The sequence below is a fragment of the Paraliobacillus quinghaiensis genome (assembly GCF_003426025.1).
In the GTDB taxonomy this organism is placed as follows: Bacteria; Bacillota; Bacilli; order Bacillales; family Amphibacillaceae; genus Paraliobacillus_A; species Paraliobacillus_A quinghaiensis.
The window spans coordinates 1-19357 of sequence record NZ_QJSH01000038.1 but is presented as its reverse complement, the minus strand read 5'-3'; the positions used below and the strand labels follow the sequence as shown (position 1 = coordinate 19357).

At 35.2% G+C, this 19357-nt stretch carries 17 protein-coding genes and 1 pseudogene; 1 reads left to right on the top strand and 17 read right to left on the bottom strand.

Annotation, left to right across the window (positions count from 1 at the left end):
- Positions 1 to 138: 138 nt before the first annotated feature.
- From D2K40_RS15325 to D2K40_RS15310, 5 genes are all read right to left on the bottom strand, one after another.
- Positions 139 to 474 carry a hypothetical protein gene (locus D2K40_RS15325; protein ID WP_117157217.1) on the bottom strand — a complete coding sequence of 112 codons (336 nt, stop codon included), beginning with the start codon at positions 472 to 474 and terminating at the stop codon, positions 139 to 141.
- Between the two features lie 348 nt (positions 475 to 822).
- Positions 823 to 1392, bottom strand: coding sequence for a GNAT family N-acetyltransferase (locus tag D2K40_RS15320; RefSeq protein WP_117157216.1), 570 nt, complete (start codon positions 1390 to 1392; stop codon positions 823 to 825).
- Positions 1393 to 1524: 132 nt separating this feature from the next.
- Positions 1525 to 1686 carry a hypothetical protein gene (locus tag D2K40_RS16490; RefSeq protein ID WP_162879244.1) on the bottom strand — a complete coding sequence of 54 codons (162 nt, stop codon included), beginning with the start codon at positions 1684 to 1686 and terminating at the stop codon, positions 1525 to 1527.
- Between the two features lie 545 nt (positions 1687 to 2231).
- Entirely contained in the window at positions 2232 to 2648 is a 417-nt protein-coding gene (locus D2K40_RS15315; protein ID WP_117157215.1) for a hypothetical protein, read from the bottom strand.
- 433 nt (positions 2649 to 3081) lie between these two features.
- A complete protein-coding gene (locus tag D2K40_RS15310; protein WP_117157214.1) occupies positions 3082 to 4233 on the bottom strand; it encodes an AI-2E family transporter in 1152 nt (383 codons plus the stop codon).
- A 254-nt stretch (positions 4234 to 4487) separates the two neighbouring features.
- On the opposite strand from D2K40_RS15310, the pseudogene D2K40_RS15305 reads away from it, so the two are divergent.
- Positions 4488 to 6856 (top strand): annotated as a pseudogene (locus tag D2K40_RS15305) (polyprenyl synthetase family protein).
- A 117-nt stretch (positions 6857 to 6973) separates the two neighbouring features.
- Here D2K40_RS15305 and D2K40_RS15300 read toward each other — a convergent pair.
- From D2K40_RS15300 to tnpB, 12 genes are all read right to left on the bottom strand, one after another.
- On the bottom strand, positions 6974 to 7189 hold the full coding sequence (locus D2K40_RS15300; RefSeq protein ID WP_117157213.1) for a hypothetical protein: 216 nt from the start codon (positions 7187 to 7189) through the stop codon (positions 6974 to 6976).
- 20 nt (positions 7190 to 7209) lie between these two features.
- Positions 7210 to 8556 carry a PD-(D/E)XK nuclease family protein gene (locus D2K40_RS15295; RefSeq protein ID WP_117157212.1) on the bottom strand — a complete coding sequence of 449 codons (1347 nt, stop codon included), beginning with the start codon at positions 8554 to 8556 and terminating at the stop codon, positions 7210 to 7212.
- A 431-nt stretch (positions 8557 to 8987) separates the two neighbouring features.
- A complete protein-coding gene (locus D2K40_RS15290) occupies positions 8988 to 9893 on the bottom strand; it encodes a hypothetical protein (protein ID WP_117157211.1) in 906 nt (301 codons plus the stop codon).
- Positions 9894 to 10515: 622 nt separating this feature from the next.
- The gene (locus D2K40_RS15285) at positions 10516 to 11169 is read right to left on the bottom strand and encodes a vWA domain-containing protein (RefSeq protein WP_117157210.1); all 654 of its coding nucleotides are present in this window, start codon (positions 11167 to 11169) and stop codon (positions 10516 to 10518) included.
- 82 nt (positions 11170 to 11251) lie between these two features.
- Positions 11252 to 12223 (bottom strand): macro domain-containing protein, encoded by a 972-nt coding sequence (locus tag D2K40_RS15280; RefSeq protein WP_117157209.1) that lies wholly within the window; start codon positions 12221 to 12223, stop codon positions 11252 to 11254.
- An 83-nt stretch (positions 12224 to 12306) separates the two neighbouring features.
- On the bottom strand, positions 12307 to 12903 hold the full coding sequence (locus tag D2K40_RS15275; protein ID WP_117157208.1) for a DUF5044 domain-containing protein: 597 nt from the start codon (positions 12901 to 12903) through the stop codon (positions 12307 to 12309).
- Complete coding sequence (locus tag D2K40_RS15270; RefSeq protein ID WP_117157207.1) at positions 12903 to 13370, bottom strand: DUF5643 domain-containing protein; 468 nt, start codon at positions 13368 to 13370, stop codon at positions 12903 to 12905. The genes D2K40_RS15275 and D2K40_RS15270 overlap by 1 nt, the downstream gene beginning before the upstream one ends.
- 209 nt (positions 13371 to 13579) lie before the next feature.
- Complete coding sequence (locus D2K40_RS15265) at positions 13580 to 14101, bottom strand: YkvA family protein (protein WP_117157206.1); 522 nt, start codon at positions 14099 to 14101, stop codon at positions 13580 to 13582.
- Between the two features lie 342 nt (positions 14102 to 14443).
- Complete coding sequence (locus D2K40_RS15260; protein ID WP_117157205.1) at positions 14444 to 16519, bottom strand: glycoside hydrolase family 3 protein; 2076 nt, start codon at positions 16517 to 16519, stop codon at positions 14444 to 14446.
- A gap of 630 nt (positions 16520 to 17149) precedes the next feature.
- Positions 17150 to 17293, bottom strand: coding sequence for a hypothetical protein (locus D2K40_RS16485; protein WP_162879243.1), 144 nt, complete (start codon positions 17291 to 17293; stop codon positions 17150 to 17152).
- Between the two features lie 338 nt (positions 17294 to 17631).
- Positions 17632 to 17838 carry a hypothetical protein gene (locus D2K40_RS15255; protein WP_117157204.1) on the bottom strand — a complete coding sequence of 69 codons (207 nt, stop codon included), beginning with the start codon at positions 17836 to 17838 and terminating at the stop codon, positions 17632 to 17634.
- Between the two features lie 733 nt (positions 17839 to 18571).
- Positions 18572 to 19357: IS200/IS605 family element RNA-guided endonuclease TnpB (tnpB, locus tag D2K40_RS15245; RefSeq protein ID WP_162879242.1), on the bottom strand; the 786-nt coding region annotated here is incomplete at its 5' end.

Genomic DNA, 19357 nt, shown 5'->3' with positions numbered 1-19357 from the left:
GAATGGTTTCAAGAAACATGGATCTATCATTCCCATTCTCAGTTATAAAGTTAAGATAAATATGTTTATCTTCTGCCTTTCACACTTGAAGCGCTTATAGCAGAACTTGTCGAGCGGCCACCGTTTGTTGAAAAGTAATTATGCTATTCTCGTCCTCTTATTCGCGAGAAAACTAATTAACATTAACAAAACTATAAGTATACTAACAACAAACGCATAAATGAAATAATCCATAAATAAATCCTGAGACCATCTAGTTCCGTCGGTTATTATCCAATAGCTTATTTTATTTGAAATTGCAATCCCATCTTGTTCACCGAAGCTCCCTTTATAGTTCAACCACAGACTAATTGTAGATATTGTTGAAATCACTAAACCAACAATTAGCGTAAGAGTTAGAGGACGCTTTACAGAGAAGAACTTTGACAATCCAAAAATAACTAACAACATTGAAAACGCAATCATTACAAACATAATAAACCTCCACTTTTTAATTTTTTCTTGCTGCACTAAACTGTCAGGTAGCGCAATAAACAATTGGTGCTGCGGAATCAGCAACTTCTTGTTCCACTAAAGCACCATTTCGTATTACTACAGTAAGTTTTCTAATCTAATTCCACTCGAAAACAAAGGGACTCTTGCATCAATTACATTATTTGATTTATAAAAAACTAAAACCCCGTCTTTTACAACTCCCTCTCAATAAGAGCTGTCAGACCGTCAACTTCTTATTCATTATTTGGCCCCGTTACTTGAATAAACAAGAAAAATATATAAAGGTAATACTAAACGTGTTATTAACTTGATAACAAATGAATAGTACTAATTTAATTCACTATTGAATTCATCCTTAGTTAACCCAAATAAAATTTCATCAATGTATCTTCCGTCACTATAAACCATTTGTCTTCGCACTCCTTCTTGTAAACAACCGAGTTTCTTTAGCATTGTTGCTGAGGCAATATTTCCATCTAGTACAGAACCATAATACTTGTTTAATCTTCTCTCCAAGAAAGCATAGCGCAATAAAATGCACATAGCAGCTGTTCCATATCCTTTTCCTCGGTGATCACGATCTATTTGCATCCCTATACTAAATGTCCCGTTTTTTTCATCTATACTATTTAAATTAATGCCTCCTACATTTTCACCATTAATGGTTTCAATAGTAAACATTATGCGTCCAGTTTCTTGCTTAAAATCTATAAAATTTTCTATCATATTTTCAGCTTCACTTCTTGTCGGTGGCAGTTCAACTTCATAATTTAATAAACGTCTTGCAGATGTATCAAAACGATTGTAATAGTGACTTTCCCAATCCCCTTGTTCCATTGAACGTAAACGGACAAGTTTATCTTGCCAAAAATAACCATCATACGTGTTTTTTTTCATTAAAAAACTCTCCCTATATGATTACAGATAATAAGTTAAAATTGATATTTCTTTATTAAACAAACGCGCTTCTTTAGTGTAGTACATTATTTCACAAATTCTCCGACATGATATAAGATACTGTTAAGAAAATTATGATTTGTCTTCTGTTGAAGGCTCTTTATAATAGTTATTATGTATGGTATTACCAGCATTATTGCCAAATCCATTCTTCGCTGGTGAAATTAAAAATCCCAAAATAACCCCCATAGAAAATGTTAATGCTGATAATGCTAAAATTTCTCTTTTCCTCATTCTTATCTCCTTCCTATTTACTCATATTTTTAGTTGTACAAAGTCATTAAACCTAAAGTCGCCATTATTTAATAATCCTACTTCGTTAGCTCATTAAGCAATAGCAGCCTGGAAAATAACAGCTCCTTGTTCCACTAAAGCTCCCTTTAGTGGAATATCTCCAACCCCTCTCTTCTTACAATTGGGGGAGTATATAGGCAATGTACAGTAATGTAATTGTGATAATAGATAATAAAAGAACCTTAAATTTTTCCATCTGTATCCCACCCTTTTTTCTTACTGCGTTATTCTAAGCTGTTCAACTAAAGCCACCTGCTAGTAAAAATTAACCTCAACTAGTCTATCTATATATTAAAAACTAATATCAATAACACCACCTTGTACTAACATTACATCATAAAGATATACTCATACGCTGATAAGCAATTGCTGATTTTTTTTCGATAACGACTAAAATATCGCCTTTATTAGAGTATTTAATTACAGTGTTAAATTCAAAATTTGTTCACAAATCATTATCAATATAATCAAAGGAATAGATGCACTTAATCTTCTAATAAAGATTTATATTCGTCTACATCATTAAATTTTGTTGAAAAATATACAGGGATGTCATCAATATTTTTCATTCTAATTGGTTTACCTTGATTAAGTCCCTTTACGATAAGATCAAAGGAGTTGTCACTATTTAATGTAATTTCAAATTCTTGCATATCGCCAGTAATTTTATACAAACCATTTTTCAATTCTTCAAAAGTTCCTTTATCGACTTCCCTGTTACTAATGTATTCTATAAAACTATTATTATCTGGTTGAAATGACATTTGAACAAATTCCCCATCTACAATTTCACTTTGATAGCCACCTTTTAATGCAGGAATTATGTTAGATGATGCACATCCTCCTAATAATAAAACAAAAACAGTGGTTAAAAATAAAGTAGCAAATATTTTATTCCTCATAAGAAAAAGAAATTACCTCCCACCTAAATTTAATAAATAACCTGAAAATATTTTGTAGCCAGTTTAGACTAACCTGCTTTTTAAGTATGATTATTCACAAACTCTACAGTTATTTTAACATAAAATAACAATCACCTATTTATTTTATTAAAATAAGTAAGGCAAACAGCATATTAATTAACGCAGCAATTATTACGTTGACAGCTACTGTCATAATGCTAATTGAGGTCTGATTTGCTATGTTATTTCAGATGAATATTTAAGTTCGAAGTTGATGCAATAAAAAATAGAGTGCTAAAACCATTGCGATTATGCACTCTACTTTGCTTGTTATTTATTTTTTTCTCCACCAAAACGTAATTACTTATGTGAACCAGCCGGCTTTTCTTATTATCCAAAAACGCAGACAGTACTGCTTTTATTATGATATCAACTATTCTTCCATTTCATAATATCCGCGGTCTTCCCCATAATACTTGTTATATCGTTTCTTAAACTTATAGAAAATATAGGCGCCAATTACTTTTACGATCGCATAGCCTGGAATACCAAGTATCACACCAATAACCCCAAATAAATTACCTGCGATCAATAACACAAGAATAATTGTTAATGGGTGAATTTCCATCGTTTTACCCATGATGTTTGGAGAGACAAAATTCCCTTCTAAAAATTGCACTGCAATCCATACAATTGCTAGCTTCAGCAACATAAATGGCGAGCTGACAATTGCAATAATGGCAGCTGGAATAATAGCAATAGTTGGTCCTAAATAAGGAACAACACTTGTCACTGCTGCGACAATAGCCAATATGAATGCATAATCAAGTCCTATGATTAGATAACCTATGAATAATAGAATACCAATCACGGATGCGACAATAATCTGACCTTGGATATAAGAACCAACTTGCGTATCGATATTAGTTAAGATTTGCTTGGTGTCATCTCTAAATTTCGGTGGAAATAATTTAATAGTATAATGTTGAAACCTTTTACCATCCTTTAATAAGAAAAATAAAATAAATGGAAAGGTTACAATAGATACAATTGTATTTGTAATTGTACTAGCAATACTCTGTATCCCTTGAAAACCATTAGAGATATAAGTTCCAATTAATTGTGGTAATTCGCCTAATCTCTCCATTACCCAGTTATAACCCTCATCATAATAAGGACCTAAAAAAGAATTCTGCACCCAATTTGTCATGCTATCTCCAAGCTGTTTTAAGTAGTTTGGAAACGTTTGAACTAAATCTTTTATCTGCGCTTCGATAGCTGGAGCAGATAACAAGATAATTCCAGTTAAGGCACCACTTATCCCGAGAATAAGAATGATAACTCCCCAAATTCTTTTAATCTTCAATTTCTCAAGCAAGTCTACAACTGGATTTAATAAATAGTAAGCAATGAATGCTAAAATTACTGGTGGTGCTATGGTAGATAAAATGACCTCAAGTGGATAAAAGATAAAAGAAATTTGAGTATAAATATAAATAGTAATGCCAACCAAAATGAAAAAAGCTAATATGTAAAAAATATTCTTTCCACCAATTAATCCTAAAAATCTATTTTGTTCCTCCATTTAACACGCCCCCTTTAAAGGTAATATAGCCTTTCTTTTTATGTACCCCTAGTGTTGAATAAGAAAACCCATCCGCTGCTTTCCCGAATCCAGCCCCATGTGGCGAAATGCTGTATAGCCTATGAATATCCCTTCCAAAGATTAATATAATGTTAGAATAGTGGGTAGCGAAAGAGAATAAATTGAAACAAATACATAAGTTATTTCGTATTTTGTATTACAAAAATCTACATCATAAAATGAGGTTATGTATAATGAATCTACCGATTGTCACACATATAGAGTTGTACTACCGACCCGCTGAAGAGAAGGCCACAAGGTACTTTGAAGCGTTATATCATCAAGTGATGCAGAAGACGTATGTCCCTACTCTTACAGAAGACTTTCACACTTGGAAACAAAACCATATTCGGCATCATTTATTACGCGCCCCGTTTTCTCGCAGACAAAAAAAAGCGGAAAGGCTAGGTTATCATGCGTATATGCAATGGTTGAATAAAACAGGTAAACTTGATCATTACCTTGAACGAAGTATTGCCTATATATATATGAGAGATTTAGGAAAGGCACTCGATGAAACTGAGACACAGTTAAGTATTGAGCGTGCTGTGGAGAATATAAAAGAGCATATGCTAACAGAACTTGGAAACAACAAGAATGAGAGTCTTAATCAGGTAGGTTTGTATCGTTGGGCTCAAAAGGAAGGATTAGAGTCAGCTACGATTTGGGTGCTCAACAAACTAAAGCGAGTAGCTGATCATATTCCTAGCGGGATGGATGCAGACCATGCACAACGTAAATTGATTAAAACGATTGCTGGAGTCGTTATGCACGCTGTTGAAGAAATGGATGATTCTATAACAGGAGAAGCGCGTTCGAAAAAATTGGATGAGGCAATTCGATTAGGCTATTCGTATGGCCTCACGTATCCATTTATTGATGATCTTTTGGATGCCAATGTCCTTACTAAACAAGAAGAAAAGCGATATTCTGATTTAATACGTACATCATTAATAACAAGAAATGTGCCAGAGTTGGGCAATTGGATAGGAAAGAATAAAGAACTCATTCCATTTATTCATTCAGAACTAAAAGAAGCCTTTGAATATATTAAGATGCATCAACATCCAGAGACGATTGATGCGTTTTTTGAACAAGCCTACGTCTTCTTTCAAGCACAGGAAGTAGATCGTGATAAAGATTTATCTAATCCGAATTACACGAATGAAGAGCTTTTTATACCAGTCATCTTAAAGTCAGCTTCTTCTAGATTAATCATTCGTTCGGTGATAAGTGCAGAACAAGATGAAGGATTTGACCAACGCACGTTTTATTATGGTATATACAATCAGTTAGCAGATGACTTTACCGATATGTTTGATGATTTAGATGAAGGAGCGGTAACGCCTTACACATATTATATGACCTATCATGAGAGTCGATCGGATCTGATTAACCCGTTTGAGCTATATTGGGCGGTAATCGCTCATTTAATCCACGATGTATATCACTCCGATCTAAAGACATGTGAAGTCATTTTAGACCGAGCAATCAATGGGTTAAAACGCTATAAAAATAGAATGGGAAGTAAAGCATACAACGAAGTGATGCAATTGTTTTCTTCAGGACATCCTAGGTTTAACCATGTTATTCAACAGATGGTCAAAAAAGCGGATGATGTGGATTTTTTCGATAAATTACTTCGAGATCATATTATTCTAAGTTTAAAAAACAATCGAGGGAACAGGAAGCGTTTTTAGATACTATCGAACATGTGCGTGGACAAATAAACAATTATTTACCTATTGCTAAAACTAGTGCATTACCTGTTGATAGTATTGTTGAGGGAGCAAATTATAGTTTAGAAGGTGATGGGAAAAGGTTAAGGCCGATTATGACGTGGATAATGGGTGTAAAAGAATTCGGTTTAGCAGAGTCTGCCATCGTACCTTTACTGAAATCTCTAGAATATATGCATACGGCATCACTAATTTTCGATGATTTACCATCGCAAGATAATGCTAACTTCCGAAGAGGAAATCCAACTCTTCACGAAGTACACAACGTTGCAGTCGCTGAATTGACAGGACTCTTTTTAACGCAGAAGGCAATTGAAGAACAAACACGCTTAAATCAATTTGACTCAACTGTAGTACTTGAATTGATTCAATATACTGCAAAAGTAACAGCGGATATGTGTAAGGGGCAAGTGATGGATTTGGATGCTAAAGGAAAACAATTAAGTCTAAAAGAATTGAATCAGATGTGCTTTTATAAAACAGGGATTGGATTTGAAGCATCACTCGTCATCCCTTCTATTCTAGCTAAAGCAGGTGATGTTGAAGTAGCTGCATGGAAAAAGTTTGCTTATCATGCAGGTATAGCATTTCAGATAAAGGATGATTTGCTTGATGTTGAGGGGGATCAGTGTGTAATAGGGAAACCAATTGGAAATGATGCAGACCATGATAAATCCACGTATGTTTCAGTTCTCGGCGTGGAAGGTGCCAAGAAGGAGATGTGGGATCATTACTGCATTGCACTCGAGCTATTAGAAGAAATCAGTCCTAAAAATCCTTTTTTAAAACACTTTTTGCATTATATCGTGAATCGAGACCATTAACGGTTAGCTTAATTGAAGCTCTCATTCGTAAGAGAATGGAAAGAAGAATGGGAGCTTTGGAAAATGATATCTCTAGCTTCGATTTTTTCTTTTTTTTCTTTTTTTTAGCCAAAACATTCACCCTTTCAACCACAGATTCATTTTACCATAGGGGTTACGCGGTAAAAAATAAGAATCGAAGAGGGTCTGAACCTTCATATGGATAAGTGTCCACCATGAGGATCTGCCCCCTTTTATTTTTAAAAAATTGTCCATTAAAAGTACCAAAAGGAAGCAACGAACCGTCACCTGCTTCCACACCATACCGACAGATAAACGCTCCGTTGCATTCAATCTCCATCCTTCTAATAAATTCAACTGTTCACTAACAGCGGCGTTTCAACTCCAACACCTAGCTTCTTTAATAGTTTAGCAATGGTTAGCATAGCACTTTCAGGATTAATCTTCGCTTCTATGTAATAGATCTCGCCTGTTATAATAGATTGGTACTCACGAATAGTAGTAAATTCTCTTGAATTCCTATGGACTGGTTTCATCGCGATTGCGTACCGTTTTCCACCGTCACTACTCCCAAGCATAATGCCTTCATCAACGAGTTGTCTTAATTGGAGACCTTGTTCTTCAATCCATTGTAATGTCTTAGTCCAGAGTTCTGGAACATTTTCGTTATTTATTACCGTTTCCTTTCCTTCATACGTAATGATAATAGTTAGCTCGTCCCATCTTTTTTGTATATTTCTAGAGAAATTCCATATTTCATCTACATCATGTTCTTCATCTAGGACCCATCGAATCGTTCTAAAAACATCTCCGTATGTTTCTGTTACAACTGTCTCTACATAGTCTCTTTCTTCACTGTCGTCTTCGTTGGATATTTTCGTAATAGCTTTAATAACATCTTCAAATCGGTCGTATATGGAACGAACCAAAATTCGTTCTTCTTCGATGGTAGCTAGTTTCTCACGTTTATTTTTGTAAGGCATCCGTAACGCGTCTACATATTGTTGAATAATGGATTTGGCATATATATTTAAGTCCGGATTATCCAGGCAAGGCATTAGAACGATGTCTACTAATTGCTGATAATCGATTCCAATCCATTTTGAACTCCCAAAAGTCGCTTCATTCGATTCTTTCATTTGGCTTTTCGGGACTAATGCAACAAGTAGAAACTTTTCGTCTTTATAAGTCTCTTCAAATTTTCGTAAGTATTTATCGCATTGATTTACGTCCACTCTCGCATATACCTTTTGTTCGACAGCGAGGATTAATTTTTGTTGATTCGCATGTTCTTTTTCATCAACGATATTTACCTTGAAAAAGACATCAAGCCTTCCTTTGTCCTCATTTTTCTCCAGTTCTTCCTCTGCTTCATCTATATCTAGTTTATTTATATCCTTTTCTGCTATTACCTCAGGATTACAGAATTGGTTTACATTTAGCATGGCAATATCGGTAATATCATCAATATTTTCATCAGCCGACTCTGCTACAGCCATTAGAAATCTTTGAAAAGGATAATAGCCTAACGTATGCCTCTCTGTCGGATTTAAAAGCCACGATAAAAATCTCGAATGCCATGTTTCGAGATGAGTCGCACCAGCTACATGAAACACATTCGGTCGATCAATTAAAAATTTTAACGCAACAAAATCTTTATCCATTGTTAATTCATAAAGCATTCGTTTAAGCGATTTCAATACATATTCCTCCTAGTTAGTTAAAGCGACAAGTAAGTGAATTGTCCTATTTTTAAAACAATAGAATAATAGTATCATTATTTTGTAAAAAATTCCAGTTAACAGGTGCAGGATCAGTACTTCATATGTACAAGTTTCCACCATGAGTCTCTACATAGAAGTACCAAAAGGAAGCGAAGTACTGTCCTAAGTAGTTCGGTTATGAAGTGGAAACACGAAATCACAAGCGAAGTAACAAGGGAAATTCCAAAAATTTAGACAACAAAATCACACAAGAAAACGCAGAGGTTATTCCCTCTGCGTTTTTAACGTTTTTTTGATTTCTTATTAAACTAACGCTCACCTTTACTTTAAGTGTTTTTATTCACATGACAGATAGATTATCTTAGATGGATATTAAAAACGTTAAAAAAGTCCAATCTATATTTTTATCATTCCTCGCCAAACTTTACATCAAATAGATAATCAGATGATTCGGTACCTTCGAAGCTTTCTTGTGTTATATTTCCTTGAACATTTCTTTTTTCTCCCGTTTTCTTCATTGCGAATGTTGAAATATAATAGGCTTCAACTGGTAACTGTTCATCATCTAATAATTGTATTTCTCCATTGGATAAGAAAAAATGAGGTTCATTTTCTACTACATAATTCATTCGTTCTCCTGAACTTCGTATCACATAAGAAGAAAAGTCACCCTTTGCATGAGTGATATCTTTAATATCAAGTACGTTAAGATTTTCAAAGAAATGCTCAGCACCAATTAATCGATTGTATTGGAGCCATGTATCAGGCTGACTATTCGTAACTCGATAACTACTCTTATTAATATCATATCGAATGTGATAAAGATTAAAACTATTGCCATTTTGTCCGAGTAGCTGCCAGCTTAAATCTGTAATTCTACCATCTTTAACATAATCTACTCCGAAATTCTCAAGCCTTAAATTTTGGTTCTCTAGCTTTAATTCTTGCTTAATCAGTCCATATTCACCTTGAAAGTTCATCGTATATACTGAACCAAGTTCATGTTCGATAAATATTGGGCGGCTTTCCCATTCATGAATGGCAAATGGCAAAATCCAATGGACCAGTATAAATGCAAGAACACCAAAGATAGATGCCATTCGTTTTACATCTACATTTAACGTAGGTCGAAAAAATAACAGGTACACTATAAACCCAAGAGGAACTGTAATTTGATTGAAATTAAAAGCAAATGAGCCTAATATAAAGTATCCAATTATTTTTAATGGAAAATAAGATTCTGCTTCGTCCTTTTTCCACACTAAAAAAAGAAAACTAACAATTAATATAACTGTGTAAACAATAGATACCATTTTTACCCCCTATATAGTAGGAAAACTCTTTGTTGAAGAACCGAGCTGAACAACTATTTTTTATCTCGGTGCATTAAATTCAATTGCACTTAATAAAGATACTATCATTCCTAACTTACAGCATAGCCAGAAAACACTTCGTTCACCTACAAAATACTACAAATAGCTATGCCACCAATTCCACCTACAACCAATAGTATTAGCCAAACAAATAATGTAGCCTTTTTATTCCCCTTTAAAATATCTTTATCTGTATATTTAGTTTACCATTTGTAATTCAACTCTTCTGCTTCGTTTAAGTACATTCTTTCACAAACACTACATCTATATTTTACCATAAAATCTTGTAACCCTCTATCCCTATAATTAGTTATGCAATTAGCATGGGTTTTGACCATGGTTTTAGCATCATTTCCACGTCTGGACAATAGCTATTGTTCTGTTGTTGGTATCTATGCGAAAACCGTTGCTATTTTCGATATTAAATACTAGCAATCATTGTCGTATCAACAAAAAAGGCAAGCAAATTACTATGCGAATTCGCTTGCTAAAAGGATTGCTATTTTATTTTTCTACCTCTGAACCGAAATACTTAGAACTGTCCCACGCTTCTTTTACGCTTTTATTTAGTTCCCTTGCGACGATTGAAATCTTGCTCAATCTCTTGTTTCCAGTTGGAATCAATTTTCTTTTCTTCACGAAAGTTCATAACAGCCTCATTTAATACTTCATAGTTTACCTGTGTTCCTTCGTTGTCCGCATGGTAATCTACCGCAAAGTCTTCGTCAATTCCGAAATTGGCTGCTGTTGAAACCGCATCAATATTCGCACCGAGAAACAAGAATTCCCATCCAAACTCCTCTTTTTGATGCTTAACCATTTCTTTAACTTTTGCAGCTGCAAATTCGCGGCTTGCATTTTCCATCCCATCCGTTGTGATAACAAATAACACCTTTTCTGCACGTGCTTCCTGTTTTGTCTTCTTTTGGACATTCGCCATTTTTTGAATTGTAAAGCCAATGGCGTCGAGTAGTGCTGTTGTGCCACCCACTTCATAATCCTCTTCTGTAATAGGAGAGATTCCGTTTATATCGATCCGGTCATGCAATAGTTCGTATCCATGGTCGAACAATACTGTTGTCACGATGACCTCGCCTTCTCCTTTTTGTTGCTTCTTGAGCATGGCATTATACCCACCGATTGTGTCTGCCTCAAGCCCTGCCATCGAACCACTCTTATCTAAAATAAATACTAACTCTGTCAGATCTTTTTCCATCTTATTATCCTCCATTCATTTCTTATCTGGATTAAGCATAACAAGATGATCGAATGGTTTGGTCGCTTTGAAAGCGACATTTTTAAGCGCCTAAAAGTGGTTGGTCAAAGCTAAACAATACTTCATTAATTTCGTAAATATTGTAGGTCTCTTCCTTAATAAAATACTCAATGATTACATCAAATTTGTTGCTTCGCGATAAAGTATAGCCAGCTGTAGACAACAATTCATCTGTCTCTTCTACATCAAGATTTAGAGCAATGGCAAACGCGATGACGGTTTTCTTTTTTGGCGTATATCCCTCTTCATTTCGGATCTTGGAAAACAATCTTCGGTCCACATTAGCTCTTTTATATGCCTCTACATCAGTCATTCCTTTTTCATCGATGAATCGAACCAGTCTTTCTGAAAAAGATTCCTCTAAATCGTTAACTAGATCTATGATAGACTGATTGGAATGAACGACTTCAGATTGTAGATCGAAACTTTCTTGTAGTCTCCGTTCACAGACCTCTTCCACTTCTTTCACATAATGCTCATCTATGTATTCCTTAATCGAATCATGAAGCTTTTTACTTAACCCAAACGCTTGCTTATCAAACACAACAAGATATACATACATATCATTGTTGAGAAGAAAGTCGCTGATAGTAGAAACGGCAATTTTCAATGCTTCTCTTTTCGGATAACCGTAAATACCAGTTGAAATGAGTGGAAAGGCGATGGACGAACAGTTATGCTTTAAAGCTAGGTTTAAAGCGTTTTTGTAGGAACTTTTTAATAAAGTCGCTTCACCATCTGAGCCACCTTCCCACATTGGGCCTGGAGTATGGATGATATATTTCGCCGGAAGATCAAATCCATCCGTCATAACGGCTTTTCCAACTGGACAATAACCGATCTCGTCACATGCTTTTTTAAGCTTTTCTGTCCCTGCAGCTTTAAATATAGCTCCACAGACGCCTCCGCCAATTTTCAGGCTGGTATTTGCAGCATTGACGATCACATCTACGTTCACTTTCGTTATATCATTGCGAATTATTTCAAATGGCATAACCGTTAATCTCCTTTTTTGGCATGGCGTTTTTTTAATCATAGATAAGGAAGCAGCGAACCGTCCCCCGCTTCCAAACAGCCTCATCTCACATCTTCTTTATAGATAACTTCCCCATCACTATTCAATCCTCGTAAAGCAATACTGAGATAGTTATCTTCCACTTTGTTCCAATGGAATAAAAACATGCGATGATCTTTTAACTGATAATCTAACGTAACAATATCTTCTACAGGGATTTGTTCATCCCAACCATATCCTTCTGCAACATCTAGTTCTACCTTACTTATTTCTGGGTTCGTAACAATACCATAATATCGCCACAACATGTAATCCTCATTAATGGAGGTACCTCCCCAAGAATGGGTAATATCTTGGTCCTCTTTAATTTCCAGTCCACCAACACCGCTACCAGGACCCCAAAAAATTCCCGCATATTTGTTAACTAAAGTAGCTGAAAACCAGTCTTTATATTTTGAAAGGAAAATTTGAACATCATCTAATTCTACATTTTCTACTACCTCTGATGGGCCATAATAATAGGTTCGTTCAGATCTTTCAAAAGCTGCTTCTGGTGAAAGTTTATAATAACTAATATAAGGGGATTCTTTTATAACAATGAAGATTAATAGAATTGCTAAACTCCATTCTATTATCGCTTTTATTTTTTCTTTATTCATTACAATCCCCCCTGATCCAGTGAAAACTCTGTTTGAAACATCCGATCAAACCAATCAAACTCTACTACTAATGTTTCTACATCTGCTTTTAAAGGTTCATATTGATTAATCGCATACCGTCCCCATGTATGCCCTGAAGAAGAGCCACCTGTTCCTCGATAAGTATTTCCTTGTTTATCCCTTAATTCAAGTGCATTTTCTGGAAATGACCATCCACTTTCATTGGTGCGCACCTCAAAAATCAACGACGTTTCATCTTCTGCTACTACAAGGTGTTTAAACGAAATCTCATCATTTTCTAGGTTTATTTTTTTGTCTAAATCAATAAGTACTGCATCTCCGTTATTTACTTTTTCTTTAATACCCTCTGGTAAACCATTTGTTAGGCTTGAAAAAAACGAATAAATATTAGGTATAAGTGCAATCACACAAGCTATTATTATAAGGCGTCGGATCCATTTTCCCATTATGTCAACTCCAGATTCTTAAATATTATTATCACAATGCATATCAATCATTACTTCACTATATGTCTCGTTTCTACATTATAACGAACAGTTTCTAGATTTACTTGCCAAATCCTGTATTTTTTAAAAAATATTTTATTCAAGGTACGAATGACAATAAAAAAATAAAGCCTGTTTCCTACAACCTTGGAAACAGACTCATAATAGTATTATCTATTTAATTTATCATCAATCTCACTTGTGTCTACATGCTCACCGAATAAGTCTTTTAGTTTATCTTTGGCTTTCATTTTAACTTCATCATCGATATATAACGCTACTTGAAACAAAGCGAATACTACAACACTTAAGTCATCAGCATATCCTACACCAGCTGCTATGTCGGGTATAGCATCTAGGGGTAAAATAAAGTATCCTAATGCCCCAACAATGATAGCTTTAACTTTTAATGGTATATCTGGCTTTTGTAGTGTGAAATAAAGTAACAGCACGGCGTAGACTACAGAAATTCCAGCTTTTTTAGAGAATTTTTGAATCTTAGCCCAAAACTTTTCCTCTGAGAAATGCTCTTCATGTTGTTTGATGTCTTCAGCATTCATTTCTTCTGCTTCATCTTTTAAATCAAAAACTAGTTCTTCTTCAACTTCAATCTCGATTTCGTCGACTTCATCAATAGTAGATGAGGATAATTCGTCTAGATCTGTTTTCTTTTTAAATAATTTTTTCAACATGAAATCACCTCAAGGATTAGTATGTTACAACTACATGTTACACCATATTAATCCATTTATCATCCTATATTTCGACATAAGAAGTCAGACCCTTCATAAGGAGCCAAGTGTCTACGATGAGGGGCTGACCTCTTTACACTTACTATATTTTTCAAATTCACTCTGAAGATGTCTTGCAATCTACCTTTTTTATTCAAAAAAGAAGCGATTCCCACCTCTAAAGAAATGCACTTTCTCGCTTTGAAGTTCTGAAATAAATATAAGAAAGTAGGACCCCTCTTTTATAAAAGGGGTCCTACTTTTATTTTCTAAATCTATTGTATACCCGTGCTCTAATTTAAGTTAGTAAGTTAAGCCATATCCGAAATCGTAAAGTCCAGGAATTGATACTGGTAGTTTTCCGGTTGGAATATTTTTACCGAAAATTGTTTCTACAGTTGCCGTAAAACTTGCATCTCTGAAGCCATACTGCGCTAGATATGCATCAACTTCGGGATATGCCATAATATCATATGGATTACGGATACCAATAGCAATTACTGGTGCATTAGTATAGTCAACCATTTGCCTAACCATTTTCGCAGCACTTGATGACTCAGAGACACTGTACGTTCCAGTGATAATTGCTTTTACTCCATCTAATTGTGCTAACTGCGCATCAGTCAAAGGGCTAGACTCTTGAATAAAAATGATATTATCATGTTGCGCTTGTATTTCTGGTACTAGCCATGCCTCATAATTATCACCAACAAAAGCAACTTTGTCTTCCTGATTTAACTGTAATGGAAGTACGTCGTCATTTTTAACAAGTGTAACGGAACGTTCTGCAGCTTCTTTTTCAATTTGCTTATGTTCTGCTGACCCCACTACTTCTTGTGCATTTGCAATTTTTTCTTCAATTGATAGTGGCGTTTCTTCCTTGATAATACCACGTTTTACTTTTAGAGTAAGGATTCGTTCAACTGATTCTTCTATACGAGATTCAGATATCTCGCCAGTTTCAACAGCTTCATATAGACCGTTCGCTACTGATTCTAATCCAACTGGCATAAGTATAACATCAGTTCCAGCTTTTACTGCACGAATTGCAGCATCAACTGGTCCAAAGTGATCTTGGATCGCTCCCATATTTAATGCATCTGTGATGATTAAGCCGTCATAACCCATTTCTTCACGCATTAACCCAGTTAATACTTTATGAGAAAGAGTTGCTGGAAGTGCAATTTCAGTTCCATCCTTTTTAGAAATGACTTTCGTATCGTCTATTTTCGGAAATGTGACGTGTGCGGTCATAACTGCATCAATTCCAGCATCCATCGCTGTTTGGAAAGGATACAATTCCACTTCTTTTAGACGATCAATGTCATGTGGTACTTCTGGTAAACCAATGTGTGAGTCAACAGCAGTATCACCATGACCAGGGAAGTGTTTTCCAGTCGCAGCAACACCAGTGCTTTGAAGTCCCTCTACATATGCAACACCTAAATCAGCAACCAATTGTGGATCCTCTGAGAAAGAGCGGACTCCAATAACTGGATTATCCGGGTTGATATTAACATCTAGAACAGGTGCGAGGTTCATATTAATACCAAGTGCTTCTAATTCCTCACCAATTACCCTTCCTACATTGCGCGTTATTTCTTCAGAACGAGTAGCACCTAATGCCATGTTACCAGGCATATCTGTTCCTGACTGCAAGCGCGTCACAATGCCGCCTTCTTGGTCAACTGTTAACAGCAATCCGTACTTTTCAGATGCCTCTTGATATGCGGATACGAGTTTTGCTGTCTGCTCAGTTGTAACAACATTTTCTCTAAACAGAATTACTCCGCCAAGGTCATAATCTTTTACAAGTTGCTCAATCTCAGGAAGCATTTCAGTTACGTATTCACCATTCCAACTTCTAAAGTCAGGCATTAACATCTGACCTAGTTTTTCTTTAATAGTCATTTCCTCAATCGCGTTTGTAATAATGTCATAACGCTCACCAGACTGCTTTACTACTTTTAGTTGTGGCGTTGGTTTTCCTTTTGATTTAGCTTTCTTAGGATTAACTTTAAAATCTAGTGCGATTCGATCGGTGAATTCACCGTCTGTAACTGTGATAAAAGTTCTACCATTTTTTCCTGAAAAAGTAACTTTACCAGTTTCATCGACGTTAGCAACAGTTTTGTTAGAAGACTTCCATGACAGATCTTCAGAAACCAACATGAAATGTCCTTCTTGATAAACATTAATAGCCTGCAAGTCAATTTTGTTTTCATTGATTTCAGGGGTAACTTCAGGAACATTCTGCAAAATCACTAGATCAGATACCCCATCAACTTCAGCTGCGTCAACATTTTTTGCCGCTCCAACAACAAAAATCTGAGAAACTACCATGATGACTGATAAAAGTGCCAGTGTAATTTTTTTCATTGCATTTCCTCCTAGAGATTATTAAATTAAATTTTCAGACTACCAGAGTTATTAGTGGAAGTTTTAAAGAATAATGAGAATTGTCTTTGTTGAGTGGTATATACCAAAATGCTAGCTAATTTGAACTTTAAGTAATCTTGGTTATTAATTATTTGCGATTTTAGACAGTACTATTACTTGATAAACACTGGTAGACAAGTGTAAACCCCGCTTTGTCTAAGTTTGGAGTTATTGATGATTGTAGGATTATAAACCAAATAACACCTCCTATTGAAAACCCTTACAATGTCATTTTTAATGATAATACTAATATGTATGGAAGTCTATACCACTTTAGAACTATATTTAAATTTATGTGTTTTTCAAGATAGTTAATTTGGAAGAAGTACAATTTGGGGGTTCCTTTGGAGAGGATTTAAATGGAGATATCACATCATAAATACAAGATGTGTTCTATCTTGTATTTGTTATTTAATCATGAGATATCTTTAGTTTTTAATAGTTTCATTGAGGAATTTGAACAATCGAATAAAAACAGTAATTATTAAACAAAAGCTTGATGGGTGACAGATCCTTCTACTTGAAATGAAGAAGGATCTGTCATCTTAAAAGTGATTCAAAAATACTTTTTTAGAATGGTCCAAAAGGTCTACGTCTAACTCCTCGACGAAACCCACGTACATATCCTGGTACAAATCCAACTCCAAATCCACGTCTAAATCCACGACGATAAACTGGTACTGGACGAACAAAACGGGGTCCAAAAAACGGCATTAAAATCCCCCCCTTCCCTACTTTTAATAGTTTATGAAAAGCAATTTTATTCGTATAGGTTGAGGACTAGGTTTTAATAGATATTTAGAATATGGGGGTCAAACTTCTATTTTAATGGGATCGGGAGGGCACATTTCCAGGCACTTAACTTATTATTAGGTCCGGATTCATGTTAGAAGCACATAAATTTTTATCAAAAAAACACCAACTTCCAATTATTGAAGTCGGCACTTTATATTTCATATACGTTTAGCGTACTGCTTTTAGTGTAGTAAAATTTGCGTTGTTAACAACTTAATCAAGAGCTTTGTCCCTATATACAAGACTCTTGATTAATATTAGCAACAGTAATAAGGATGCGGTGGGTATGGGTAAGGTGGATAAGGATATGGGTATGGATATGGATATCGTGGTCTTGGAGCTAATATTGCTCCCGCTGCTAATCCTGTTAAAAATGGAAATCCAAAGCCAACTAGACCGGGTAGAAATCTTTCATCTGTTGAATTATATACATAATAATTTTCATCATAATAATTAGTATTCAATTTTCATCCTCCTTTAATTGTTAATGTTCTTTCCTAAAAGCAAATGCGAATAAATTTGCTCGTAAACTTACTCCAAAATAAATATTCTAAAACCATCCCCAAAACTCTGAAATAGTTGACTACCAATCATCAACTTTTCTATACCATCCTATTCACTAGTCATTTATCCATAAACTTGTACCTAACAGATTGTGTGTTTACCTAGATAAACTTTATGGGTCTTCACCCAGTCATTTAGGTACTTACCCACATACAGTATATAGAATAATGACTTACAAAAAACAGGGTATAGGTTTCGCAAGCCCCCCTTAAATAAAGGTTGTTATAAATTAATGACCGTTGAAAATGAATCTGGTAGTTTCAATTGGAGATAAAATAACTGGATACTATGATGGGAATACACCGGTTCCTTTCATTTACCCTCCACAATACCGAGCACTTCTGATGGTAAAAATTATACCTAATCAAAATGTAAAAGTAGATTACTTTGATAATCAGTTAAAGAGTAAAGACGGACAATTACAATCAAACATCTCCCCATATACTCAAATAGTATTAATTAATGGCCAACCCTTTTCAAGTACCCTCACAAACCGAAATTTAGTTGTTGTCTATTGTCCTGTTACAAAAAAGTGTCCCTGCCAAAACTACCCCCTTTGAACTACTCGGCACTGAAGTACCGAGATTCCTAAGTACAGAAACCTACCGGTTTCTAATTGATTAGGCGATCCCCTCAGGTCCTGAGGTTAAGAAGTCTTACGGCTTCATTTTTAAGATTGATTCCTGCGTTAATATCGCGGTCAAGATGGGTATGGCACTTCGTGCATTCCCATTCACGTAATCCGAGATTTTTAACGTCTTTGTTTTGATAGCCACAACAGGAGCAAAGCTGACTCGATGGGAAATGCTTCGCAACTGTTACAACCTGTTTGCCATACCATTCGGATTTGTATACAAGCATTACTTTAAATTCTGCCCACGATACTTCACTTATTGCCTTTGCCAGGTTGTGATTTTTGAGCATATTACTTACTGACAAATCTTCCATTCCGATCACGTCGTGGTTTTTGACAATCTCAGTAGAGATTTTATCTAAGTAATCTTTTCGTGCGTTAGAAATTTTTTCATGGATACGAGCTACTTTAATTCTAGCTTTATTCCAATTTGCACCACCTTTTGTGCGTCTACTCATAATCCTTTGTGCTTTGGCTAACTTTTCTTCCAAGGTTCGGAAAAACTTGGGATTAGAATAGATTGTCCCATCAGAAAGAATAGCAAAATTTTTCAGGCCTACGTCTATTCCAATAGCTGAGCCTGTTTTAGGTAATGCTTTAACTTGTGTTTCGGTTACTATAGACACAAAGTATTTTCCAGAAGGGTTTCGCCTAACGGTAACATTCAAGATCCTACCTTTTACTTCTCGACTTTTAGCATAACGAACAAGCCCCAGTTTTGGGAGTTTAATGTGTTTATCTAATACTGCAATATTTCCATTTGTTTGTTTTGTTGTATAAGACTG